The sequence below is a fragment of the Zobellia galactanivorans genome (assembly GCF_000973105.1).
In the GTDB taxonomy this organism is placed as follows: Bacteria; Bacteroidota; Bacteroidia; order Flavobacteriales; family Flavobacteriaceae; genus Zobellia; species Zobellia galactanivorans.
This window is the reverse complement of record NC_015844.1, coordinates 5190961-5203502: the sequence shown is the minus strand read 5'-3', so window position 1 is coordinate 5203502 and position 12542 is coordinate 5190961. Positions and strand designations below refer to the sequence as shown.

Annotated in this window: 8 protein-coding genes; all 8 read right to left on the bottom strand. The window is 44.8% G+C overall.

Features of this window, described 5'->3' with window-relative positions; genetic code table 11:
- Positions 1-3 precede the first annotated feature (3 nt).
- A complete protein-coding gene (locus ZOBGAL_RS21155; protein ID WP_013995816.1) occupies positions 4-378 on the bottom strand; it encodes a DoxX family protein in 375 nt (124 codons plus the stop codon).
- A gap of 145 nt (positions 379-523) precedes the next feature.
- Entirely contained in the window at positions 524-2935 is a 2412-nt protein-coding gene (locus tag ZOBGAL_RS21150; protein WP_013995815.1) for an alpha-ketoacid dehydrogenase subunit alpha/beta, read from the bottom strand.
- A gap of 162 nt (positions 2936-3097) precedes the next feature.
- Complete coding sequence (locus ZOBGAL_RS21145; protein ID WP_013995814.1) at positions 3098-5962, bottom strand: gluzincin family metallopeptidase; 2865 nt, start codon at positions 5960-5962, stop codon at positions 3098-3100.
- Positions 5962-6648: an LOG family protein gene (locus tag ZOBGAL_RS21140; RefSeq protein WP_013995813.1), complete on the bottom strand. Its 687-nt coding sequence runs from the start codon at positions 6646-6648 to the stop codon at positions 5962-5964. Before ZOBGAL_RS21140 ends, ZOBGAL_RS21145 begins: the two co-directional genes overlap by 1 nt.
- A 185-nt stretch (positions 6649-6833) precedes the next feature.
- Positions 6834-7382 (bottom strand): HNH endonuclease, encoded by a 549-nt coding sequence (locus ZOBGAL_RS21135; RefSeq protein ID WP_013995812.1) that lies wholly within the window; start codon positions 7380-7382, stop codon positions 6834-6836.
- Between the two features lie 42 nt (positions 7383-7424).
- On the bottom strand, positions 7425-10265 hold the full coding sequence (gene uvrA / locus ZOBGAL_RS21130) for an excinuclease ABC subunit UvrA (RefSeq protein ID WP_013995811.1): 2841 nt from the start codon (positions 10263-10265) through the stop codon (positions 7425-7427).
- Positions 10266-10456: 191 nt separating this feature from the next.
- Positions 10457-11230, bottom strand: a complete 774-nt coding sequence (locus tag ZOBGAL_RS21125) for a TIGR03915 family putative DNA repair protein (RefSeq protein ID WP_013995810.1) — start codon at positions 11228-11230, stop codon at positions 10457-10459.
- Positions 11231-11274: 44 nt separating this feature from the next.
- The gene (locus ZOBGAL_RS21120) at positions 11275-12534 is read right to left on the bottom strand and encodes a putative DNA modification/repair radical SAM protein (protein WP_046288131.1); all 1260 of its coding nucleotides are present in this window, start codon (positions 12532-12534) and stop codon (positions 11275-11277) included.
- Positions 12535-12542: the final 8 nt, after the last annotated feature.

Genomic DNA, 12542 nt, shown 5'->3' with positions numbered 1-12542 from the left:
AGCTTACCTTTTGTCTACACTGTATTTGCCTGGGCCAACAAGCATTATGGTCACGAATATGGTCAAGTAGACCAAGGCCATCTCTTTCTTTTGGAAAGGGTCTGCACCATGTGCAATAAAGGCAGCTACGGCCATAGTAATCGCTGTAGGTATTGCCGCCCATCTTGTCTTAAATCCGAAAATGATCAAAACAGGGCAGACCAATTCTGCCAATACGGCTAAAAATAATGAGGGAGTGGAACCAATACCTATCGGGTCGGCAAAGTCAGCGCCATTGATCAACATTTGTAATTTTCCATACCCGTGAACGGCCATCATCGAAGATGCGGCGATACGTAAGAAGGCAAGGCCGATATCCTTTAAAAGTGTGTTAGACATAGTAGATTTCAATTTATAATAAAGATAAAAGTATTCTTTTTTACGAATTGGGCAAAATGCATCCCAACAAATGCCGTACAAATATTGGGCAGGCCAAGCCTAGCCCATAGGACATACCGTGTTCATTATATTGACAACTAAAGTGTTAGCGTAATCTTGGGTAATTTTGAGGGTCGGCCTCGCTCATAATGGCATATACCTTTTCAAAAACATCCTCGGCATTGGGTTTTGAAAAATAGTCGCCATCGGTACCGTACGCAGGTCTATGTGCTTTAGAACTCAAGGTTTGCGGAGCGGAATCCAAATAGGCGTATGCCCCTTGTTTTTCTATGATTTCGTTAAGTAAATAAGCCGAGCAGCCTCCGGGTACGTCTTCGTCTATGACCAATATTCGATTTGTTTTTTGAACGCTCTTTACCGTGTCTTCGTATACGTCAAAGGGCAATAAGGTCTGTGCGTCGATTACCTCTGCATCGATACCCACTTCTTTCAGTTCGTCTGCCGCTTGCATAACGATCCTAAGGGTAGAGCCATAAGATACCAATGTAATATCGCTACCCTCTTTTAAGGTCTCGACCTTTCCTATGGGCGTGCAAAATTCACCTAGGTTGGTAGGCTTGTCTTCCTTTAACCGGTAACCGTTCAGGCTTTCTATGACCAGGGCGGGTTCGTCGGTTTTTAGAAGGGTGTTGTAAAAACCTGCCGCTTGGGTCATGTTTCTAGGGGATAGGATGTACATACCTCGCAGGGCGTGTATCAAGGCCGCCATAGGCGAACCGGAGTGCCATATACCCTCAAGACGGTGTCCTCTTGTCCGTACGATAAGGGGTGCTTTTTGCTTCCCGAAGGTACGGTAACGCAGGCAGGCAACATCGTCGGTCAAGGTGGCCAAGGCGTAAAAGATATAATCGAGGTATTGGATTTCGGCAATGGGTCGGAGACCGCGTAAGGCCATACCTGTGCCTTGTCCGATAATAGTAGTTTCACGAATGCCCGTATCGGAAACGCGAAACTTGCCAAACTTGTCCTGTAGGCCTTCGAGCCCTTGGTTTACATCACCGATGGCCCCACTGTCTTCCCCGAAGACCAAGGCGTTCGGGTATTGTTCGAATATCTTGTCGAAATTGTCACGAAGTATGATACGGCCGTCTACTTTTTCGGTATTGGCGGGATAATGCGGTTTTACTTCTTTAACACTCAAGGCGCCCGTTGGTCCGTCGTTATATAAATCGGCACTGTATTTCGGTTGGGTTTCCTTTAAAAAGGTATTCGTCCATTTTAAGAGCGCATCCTTTTCGGGAAAGGACTCACCCAATACGTATCGTAAAGCTTTTCTGGAGCTAACGGCCAAATCTTTTTTGATCGGTTCCTCTATAGCTATCAGGTCGTTTTTGACCTTGGCAATGAAATTTTTATTTTGGCTTTTTGCGGCCACTTGGTCCAAGAGGAGGACCAATTCTTTTTTCAGGGTTTTGTGTTCGGACAGGTATTCTGACCAAGCTTCCCTTTTGGCGGAACGCACCTCTCGTATGATGCTTTTTTCCAGGGCTTTGAGTTCCTCGTCGGTAGTGATGCCGGTTTCGAGTATCCATTCGCGAAAACGCTTGTTGCAATCGTTTTCCTTTTCCCACTCCAATCGTTCCTTACTCTTGTATCGCTCGTGTGAACCCGATGAGGAATGTCCTTGGGGTTGGGTGAGTTCGGTAACATGTATGATTACGGGTACGTGTTCTTCGCGTGCAATGTCGGAAGCATTCTCGTAAGCGTGCATCAGGGCGGTATAGTCCCATCCTTTAACCTTGAACATTTCAAAGCCGGCTTTTTCGTCGGTGCGTTTAAAGCCGCTTAGCATTTCGGAAATATCTTCTTTGGTGGTATGGTATTCGGCAGGTACCGATATACCGTAATCGTCATCCCAGATACTGATGACCATGGGCACTTGAAGTACTCCCGCGGCATTGATGGTCTCTAGGAACATCCCTTCACTGGTACTGGCATTGCCAATAGTTCCCCAAGCTACTTCGTTACCGTTTTTGGAAAATTTAGAAGCATCGATATTGCTAAGGTTTCGATACATTTTAGAAGCCTGTGCAAGGCCTAGAAGGCGAGGCATTTGACCCGCGGTACACGAAATATCGCCACTGCTGTTCTTTTGTTCGGTAAGGTTTTTCCAGCTGCCATCTTCGTTTAGGCTATGGGTGACATAATGCCCTCCCATCTGTCGGCCTGCGCTCATGGGCTCCTTTTCTATATCGGTAGTGGCGTAAAGACCGTGAAATAAATCCTTCGGGGTCATTAGGCCCAAGGCCATCATAAAAGTCTGGTCACGATAATAACCACTTCTGAAGTCCCCGTTCTTGAAGGATCGGGCCATGGCCAATTGCGGTAGTTCTTTGCCGTCTCCGAAAATGCCGAATTTTGCCTTACCGGTCAAAACCTCTTTTCTTCCCAATAAACTGCAAGTCCTGCTAAGTACCGCAATTTTATAATCGTTTAAAATTTGGGTTTTAAAATCATCAAACGAAATGTCATTACTAGTTTTAGGCGAAATATCCATTAAGAAAATCGAGTTTCTACAAAAATAACAAACTGAAAGCATTTTTACAATGCCAATTTATCATAGTTGGTTAAAAAATAATTAATAATATACCTTTAGAAATGATATTTTGGTAATTTTGAATCCGTATTTCGAATTTTTTTTAGAGATTCTCTGATCGGGTCAGAACCACTTTCTGGTAAACAGGCCAATAAGGGTTTTTGGGCTTACCGTAACGATAAAGCGAATTTTTTCACCATATTGGGGTTGGGCGACTTCCCATCCATTATTGGAATACATCGGAAAGTAAAGTTCAAAATAGTCGGTCAGTAGATTGAGGCGGACACCCGAATCGTAAACGAACTTGCCACTGACCCCTTTGTTCTTCACATAACCTAGGTCACTGTATACCTCGATCCATCGCCAAAGGTTGACACTGGTGTTTATGGTCGTTAGGTAATCGTTGGCAAAGCGATACTCTTGGGGGAGAAAGGACTTAAAGCCACCTTCCGCTATTATGATTTGCTGACTGTAAATACCGGAGTCTTCAGACCGTCCGAGGTAACCGTAGTCGAACAAATAATCGGTAGGGCGGTCAAGGGCAAAGCTGAAGTAGTTCGGGTCTTTGTATTCCGTAGTCTTGTTTCTGATAAACTTACCGGCGTAAAAGCGGAAGTTGAATTGACGGTTGTTCTCAAAAAGTTTGCGGTACTCAAGTTCAAAGGCCACCTTACTGAAATCACTGGCGTGCTGTGCGTCGGCAAACCAAGAGATATAGTTGATGATTCCCGGGTTGCGATTGGTGTATCTTAGGTTCAGTACACTGTAATCGGGAGGGGTTTCAAAATCACCGAGATTTTCGGCCTTGTCCCTTAGTACGTTAACGTACCTTAAATTTAAAAACTCCCTTTTGTTCGAAATCAGATTGGAGGGCCTCCAACCGAAGGTGACAGAGGGGGTTATGGTAGAGTAGCGCGAATTGGCCTGAAAGTGATAGGTAGAGCCGGCCACACTGTAATTGGCCACGTAAAGTCCGCTCTTGCTCAGGTATTTTCTATAGGTCACCCTTCCCGAGCCCACGAAGGCTTTTTCACGAAAGGAATAGGAGGGCGCAAAATCGTAAACGAAGGGGCGCTCTAACAAGGTTTTGTTGTAGAGGCGCATACCGGGCGTCCATCCGTCGTAAATATTGAAATTTAAGATCGGTACGTAGAAGACCTGATTGTAATAGGGGTTTTCGGAATCGCGAAAGAACGTAAACTTCAACTTTTTGTTTCCGGAAAAGAAGCCGCCCAAAGATTTCCAGTTGTCCCTTTGGTTAAATTCGGGTATTTTTTGGTCGTAGTTCAATACCAGACGTTTTTCACCGTTTTTCGGAATGGTGACCGTCTTGATCGTATTGATATCCGAAAACCAATATTTAGAAACTACCGAATCGTTCTTGAGCCCGAATAGGGAAATGGGAACATTGGTTCCTTTCTTGTTCTTTATGGTCACCCGAAGTGAATCTTCGGTCTTTTCTACCTTTTTGATTTTAAAGTCGATTTTTCTATCGGTGGACACATATTCGTTAAAGAACCAGTCGATGTCAATATTGGTTTCCCTTTTTAAAATGGACTCAAAATCGAGGGTCTTGACTTGGCTTAGTTTGTAATGTTTGTAAAAGGTTTTTATGCTTTTGTCGACCTTTTCCTTACCGATATAGCTCGCCAGGTAGGAGAGACCAAGTCCGGCCTTGTATTTGTTGGCTATTTTTTGATTGAACTTGATGAGTGAATCGTTACTGGTGTTCAGCGGTTGGTCTAAATTGGTACGTGCCGTGAGCATATAGAGGAAGGGATACTGCTCGTTAAAGTCCATTTTAGCCAGATTGAAACTGCGAATACCCCAGATCCTGGATAGTTTCCCCAGTAGTTTTTGGTCGGGATAGTATTTTTCAACATAGGCGATCATCAGGTAATTGGCGATGGCATCGCTTAGCCATTGTTCTTTTCGGGGGTCGAGAAATAAGGTTTCTTCAAGAATGTTGATCAGTGCCGTCTTTAAAAACTTCATTTCAAATTGAAACTGTTCTTCGTAAGGCCTGATGAATGAGGGCAATTGGTTGATGCCGTACAAGGGGTTTTTCTCATAGTCCAATTGACTGACCAATAGCTGTGAGTGGGGAAATTTGCCTAGGTTATTCTCGATAAATTCCGTCACCCGATTGATGGAAATGCCCTTGCCGATCTCTCCATATTTAGAGGCTTCGATATCGGTTATGACCGTCATTTGCGGTGTTATGTGGGTTACGAAGCGCTTTTGGGGGCTCAGTAAGATTTCGCAATTTTTTTGTTGTGTAGCCGAAAGTTGGGCCATTTGACCGTTCGGGAAATTACTGTTGCCCAATATGGTAAAGTTGGAGGCCAAGTACAAATGGGGCGGGTAAACGAAATTGACCACCGTTTCTGTCACTCCGGTGTAAAGGTCTTCAAGGTTTTTGTTAGAGTACAGATGCCATGTACCGTCAAAGTAGGCCGGGGTCAGGTACCAATCCTTTAGATAGAAACTGTTCTTTTTCTTGTCGTAACCATAAGGCGTAAACTTGTTTTCAGGAAGCTTTATGGTATAGGTCAGGAAGAGCTTGGTCGATTCACCTGGTGGTAAGGGACTGTTCAATTCTATCTTTAGAATGTCGAGTTCCGTGGTGCGCCGCCAAAAAAGTCCCCTATACTCATCGTCAACGGCACTTATGATGGTGGTATATCCGCGTTCTTCCTTCTTTGCGAGGTGTAAACTCTTTTTGAATTCCTCTGAAAACCGCTTGGCCAATCCCGTGTTCTTACTGGCGTAGGCATGGGCCCAGTCATTGAAATAAAGGGTGCTAAGGGTGACGTTCGAATTGTTTTGATACGTGAATTCTTGTTGAATACGTATTTCCTTGCTTTCCCCGTCGAGGTTGGCCGTAAGTACGTTCTGGTGCTGCGCCGAAAGTACCCCGATACCGGATATCGATACAGCACCTAGAAAAAAACAATATATGAGGGATTTTAATTTCAAGGAAGGCATTAAAAATTAGGACTCAGATTGCGACCTTTGTAGAAAGCATCGATGATATCGACCACTTCATCTTCGGTGTCCGCAATCTTAATAAGGTCTAGGTCATTGGGACTAATATTCTTTACGCCGAGCATGGTATTCTTTATCCAATCGATCAATCCGGTCCAGAATTCACTGCCGACCAAGATGATGGGGAATTTTTCTATTTTATTGGTTTGGATAAGGGTAATGGCTTCAAAGAGTTCGTCAAGGGTGCCAAAACCGCCGGGCATCACTACAAAACCTTGGGAGTATTTTACGAACATGACCTTTCTGACGAAAAAGTAATCGAAGTCCAAACTCTTGTCCGCATCGATATAGGGGTTGTCGTGTTGTTCGAAGGGTAGGTCTATGTTCAGTCCCACCGATGTACCATCGGCAAGGTGGGCGCCTTTGTTACCGGCTTCCATGATGCCAGGCCCACCACCGGTAATGACACCGTATCCTGCTTCTGCAATACTTTTGGCAATACTAACGGCCAACTCGTAATATCTTTCACCCTCCTTGGTACGGGCCGAACCGAAAATGGAAACACAGGGGCCAATGGTGCCCATCTTTTCAAATCCCATTACGAACTCGCCCATTATTTTAAAAATGGCCCAAGAATCGTTTGTTTTTATTTCGTTCCAACCTTTGTGGTGTTGTTCTTTTCTCATGTATGCTAATTCTTTTGTTTTAGGGGGTTATTTACCCGACTAACGGTATTGACTATGGTTTGGATAAGGGCGGGATGCTCGCTCCCGTCACTTAAAATCAGCCAATGAATTTATTACTTTTATTTTACAGTGGCACAAAACTCGTTTAAATTTTAAACTATAATTAAAACTCCTTGTGCCCGTATTTAGTATTCTGTTACCGAACTCCAGTTTTCGCCTGTTTTAATACGGTGCAACTGCATTTCCGAAATACCGAATTGTTTTGCGATCATCTTTAAACGTGTCCTGCGGTTGGGGTCGTTCAGCTTTCGCTTGATTAATTTGACCTTGGTTTCCGTAAGCTTGGAGTAGGTAATTCGCCTTGGTTTGTTCTTCCATTTAGGGCCGCTGAACTGGTGTTCCTCTTTTTCTTTTTTTGTCGCCCATTTTAGGTTGTCCACATGGTTGTTCGTCTTGTCGTAATCGAGATGAATGACGAAAACGCCATTTTTTCGTTCTAAAAAATGCTCGGCTACCAGCTTGTGAACGTATCTACTGGTCGATTTTCCGTTTCGTTTTTGCTTTAAGGGCAAGTTTTGGTATCCATTTATGAAGGATTCGGTAACCAAGAATTCTTCAGGGCCTTTACAGTTAAGTATCCGGCCGTAATTTGATATTTTAAACTTTTCGTTTTCCGCTATCTTATCATCGAATTCAATTTCTTTCCATTCTTCGTTCCAATAGTTTCGCGTCATTTTCTATGTTCTTTTTCAAATACATATAATATTTCTTTCTTTTCAGTCCGGTATGTTCAGCTCCGGTCTCAAATATTTGGCCGTATAACTTTTTTTGTCTTGGGCCACTTCTTCGGGTGTTCCTTGGGCAACGACCTTTCCGCCGCCACGGCCACCCTCATAGCCGATATCGATAATATAATCGACCATTTTAATAACATCCATATTGTGCTCGATGACCAATATGGTGTTTCCTTTGTCTACCAATCGGGTCAAAACTTCCATTAAAACCCGAATATCTTCAAAGTGGAGTCCCGTTGTGGGTTCGTCCAAGATGTAAAAAGTATTGCCCGTGTCCCGTTTAGAAAGTTCCGTGGCCAGCTTAATGCGCTGGGCTTCACCTCCGGAAAGGGTAGTGGACTGCTGTCCTAGGGAAATATATCCCAATCCGACATCTTGTATGGTCTTTAACTTACGATAAATTTTGGGGATAAGCTCAAAAAAATCAACTGCTTCGTTGATCGTCATCTCCAAAACGTCGGCAATAGATTTACCTTTGTACCGTATTTCAAGGGTTTCACGGTTAAAACGCTTGCCATTACAAGTTTCGCATTCTACGTATACATCGGGTAAAAAATTCATTTCTATGACCCGGAGTCCCCCACCTTGACAAGTTTCACATCGACCGCCTTTGACGTTGAAGCTGAAACGGCCGGGTTTGTATCCCCTAATGGCGGCTTCCGGGGTTTTGGCGAAAAGCGAACGGATCTCACCAAAAACACCGGTATAGGTGGCCGGGTTGGAACGCGGGGTCCTTCCAATAGGCGACTGGTTGATGTCTATTACCTTGTCAATATGCTCCAAGCCCGTAATTTTCTTATAGGGCATAGGTTTTTTTACGCCATTGAAATAATGGGCGTTCATGATAGGGTAGAGGGTCTCGTTGATCAAAGTGGATTTCCCACTGCCTGAAACTCCCGTAACACCGATCATCTGTCCTAAGGGAAAAGAGACCGTAACGTTTTTCAAGTTGTTTCCGGTAGAGCCGGAAAGCGTTATTTTCTTGCCGTTCCCCTTTCGTCGTTTTTTGGGGACTGCAATTTCCCTTTTGCCGGTAATGTAATCGGCGGTAAGGGTATTTTCGTTCTTTAGCTCATCGGGATGTCCTTGGGAAATAATTTCACCGCCGTGTTTACCGGCCCTTGGGCCGATATCGATCACATGGTCGGCGCATTCGATCATATCGCGGTCGTGTTCCACTACGATAACGGAGTTCCCGATGTCGCGCAGGGCTTCCAAAGATTTGATCAAGCGGGTGTTGTCCCTTTGGTGAAGGCCAATGCTCGGCTCATCGAGAATGTACAGTACCCCGACCAATTGAGAGCCGATCTGGGTGGCCAGGCGAATACGCTGGGCTTCCCCGCCCGAGAGGGATTTAGAGCTTCGGTTCAAGGAGAGGTAATCAAGGCCAACATCCAAGAGAAATTGAATACGGGTCTTGATCTCTTTAATGATCTCTTCGGCAATCTTGAGCTGGTTGCCTTCCAGTTTTTTCTCAAGACCCTTGAAGAATTCGGCCAATTCGGCAATATCCAAATGGGCCAATTCGGCAATGTTCTTTTCGTCTATTTTGAAGTAGAGGGACTCTTTTCGTAGGCGGGCACCTTCGCATTCGGGACAAGTGATCTTGTCCATATATTCCTTGGCCCAGCGCTTTAATGCCGTTGTTCCGGCTTCCTCGTATTGGCTTTTGATAAAGTTGGCAATACCTTCGTAATCGATTTTATAGCTGCGCTTTACGCCTAGGGTCTTAGAATCTACCTCAAAGGTTTCGTGTCCGCCATTGAGCAATACATCGATGGCTTCTTCCGAAATGCTGGAGATAGGATCGGTGAGCTCAAAGTTGTAGCGTTGGCCAATGGTCTCTATCTGTTTGAACGCCCACGATTTTTTATACTCACCTAAGGGAGCGATTCCCCCGGATTTTACGGATAATTTTTTATTGGGAAATATCTTCTTTTCGTTTACTTCGTACACATGGCCCAACCCGTTACAATTGGGGCACATGCCCTTGGGCGAATTAAAGGAAAAGGTATTGGGTTCGGGTACAGGGTAGGAGATGCCCGTAGTGGGACACATCAGGTCTCGGCTAAAATACCGCGCCACGGTCTGCCCTTCCTCCAAGACCATAAGTACGTTTTCTCCACTGTACATGGCGGTATTTATGGTTTCGGAAAGACGTTTGTCCATGTCTTCCGTATCGGAAACCTTAAGGCGGTCGATAACGATTTCAATGTCGTGGGTCTTGTAGCGGTCTACTTTCATGCCCTTGACGATATCCTTCACTTCGCCATCGATCCGAACTTTTACGAAGCCTTGTTTGGCAATTTGCTCAAAAAGCTCGCGATAATGTCCTTTTCTTGATTTGATGACCGGGGCGAGTACGTTTATCTTTTTTCCGTTATAGTCTTTCTTGATAAGTTCCTTGATCTGGTCATCACTATAACTTACCATTTTTTCGCCCGTATTGTAACTATAGGCATCGCCGGCACGGGCAAAAAGCAAGCGGAGAAAATCGTATATTTCCGTAATGGTGCCCACGGTCGAACGCGGTGATTTGGAAGTGGTCTTCTGTTCTATGGCGATTACGGGTGATAGCCCATCGATCTTGTCTACATCGGGTCGCTCCAATCCCCCTAAAAACTGACGGGCATAGGCCGAGAAGGTTTCGATGTAACGACGTTGGCCTTCGGCATAGATCGTGTCGAAGGCAAGGGAAGATTTTCCACTTCCTGAAAGTCCGGTTATAACCACCAGCTTTTCCCGGGGTATGGTAACATCTATATTTTTAAGGTTATGGACACGGGCGCCCTGAACCTCGATATTTTCTTCGTAATTTATCATTTTCTATAGCAAAGTGGCAAAGGTACGTTTTTGACCCTTAAGAAAGAAGCGACCTTTACTTATATCTATGTTAAGGTAATTAGGGCCAACACCCTAAATAAAAGGTGTTTCGAACGATATGGGCGCACATTTAATGCGATAAAAGCCCTCTCTTGGCGAGGTATTCCCGAAGCGTCTGCTAAGCAATGGGCCTATACCGCCTTTTTTTCGCTTAAATATTTCCAATACCGCTTGGGTACATGTTGTTTGTGAAGCTTTAAATTGATGCGCGATTTTATATTGGTGCTTTTAAAGTAATTGTTCCAAAGGTCTTGATAGTTGTATTCCCCATCGGTGAAATGGGCCCTTTTATTTATGCTGTTGGTATGGATGTCTTCAAGGTCTAGGGATACGATTTCTACTTGGTTCAGATCGTAAAAAATTCCGTATTTTCGTTTGACATCGTAAATCAGCCATTGCTGGTCGGCATATCTTGAGCGAAAGTGTTTCGAAATGAGGGGAAGCACATTGAAATCGGGCTCTATGTTGGCGAAATAGATTTCGTCCTTGGTCAATTGAAATCTTACAAAGGCTTCCATACGATGCTTTTCACGACCCACGGAGCGAGCGAGTTGACTGATTTTTAGTACTAGGCCGTCCGAGTAATCGGAGGCAATGGAAGTATTGGAGGCGAACATTTTCCGAATAAAGCGGTAGAGCAACATCTCAATGCCTTTGTGCTCGCTCAAAAATGCAAAGTAGATATCCTTTATGGCGCTGTGGCTCTTCTTGTGAATTCCGTTCCAGACCCTTTTGGCCTTGTCCATTTGGGTAAGAATGGTTTCCGTTTCCGAGAATAGTCCGTTTTGGCAGACCGAGTGTTTCTGAATGTCGGACACCACTGCCTTTTCTTCAAAGGCCACAAAAATGGCCGTAAGAAATCCGTTGAAACTACCGTCGTAAATAAGGGTCTTAGTCGAATTCATAATACATGTTTTTTCGGTTACTACTTTAGGCTATGTGCATTCCATTAAAACAATTGCAATTGGTTACTGTATTCCTTTCTAAACTTTCCTGTCGAATTTTGAAGGATCAATCCCTTTATCTTGGGGCCTTCCATATCCCTATGTTCCCATTTGCTGGAATCACAGACAATGAAATACTTGGCCCGGTTCAAGGCCACGCCGATTTTTTTAAGGTGCTCCCAGTTGAGTTTTCTAAAGCGCCGGGCGCTAATGATTTTATGAACGCTTTTCATACCGAGGCCCGGTATACGCGCCAATACGCTTTTATCGGCTTTGTTGATGTCAACGGGGAAGTATTGCATGTTCCGAAGGGCCCAGCCTAATTTAGGGTCTACGTCCATATCCAAGTTGGGGTGGTCATTGTTCAAAAGTTCTTGAACCCCAAAGCCGTAGAAGCGCAAGAGCCAATCGGTCTGGTAGAGTCTATTTTCCCTGAGCATGGGTACTTGGGTTCCAATGGCAGGTAATCGGCTATCGTCTGCTACCGGTACATAGCCCGAATAATAGACCCGCTTCATGTGGTAGGTTTTATAATAGTGTGTGGCCGAGTACATAATATCTTTGTCCGATTCCCCGGTTGCGCCTACGATCATTTGGGTGCTTTGCCCGGCAGGGGCATATTTGGGGGTGCTTTTGATGATTTTTTTCTCCGATTTATATTGAATGATTTCGTTTTTCACCTTTAGCATAGGCTTGGTAAAATCTTCGTGTTTTTTATCGGGGGCCAAAAGTTTGAGCCCTGAAATTGTGGGTACCTCGATGTTGACCGACAATCGGTCGGCGTAGAGTCCCGCTTCGCGCATCAGCTCGTCACTTGCCCCGGGAATGGACTTTAGGTGGATGTAGCCGTTGAAATTCTCTTCCAATCGGAGCTTTTTGGCAACGGCCACTAGGCGCTCCATGGTGTAATCGGGACTTTTGAAAATACCCGAGCTGAGAAATAGGCCTTCGATATAGTTGCGACGATAAAAATTGATGGTCAGGTCTACTACCTCTTGGATCTTGAATGCCGCCCGTTGCACGTCGTTACTCTTGCGGGTTACACAATAGGCACAGTCAAAGATGCAGTGGTTGGTCAAGAGGATCTTGAGCAAGGAGACGCACCTGCCGTCTTCGGTATAGCTATGGCAGATGCCCATACCGCTACTGTCGCCCAGGCCATTGGTATCGTTCTTGCGAACACTTCCACTGCTTGAGCACGAAACGTCGTACTTGGCGGCGTCTGCCAAGATGTTCAGTTTTTCCTTTATTCTATCAAATGACAAGGACATAG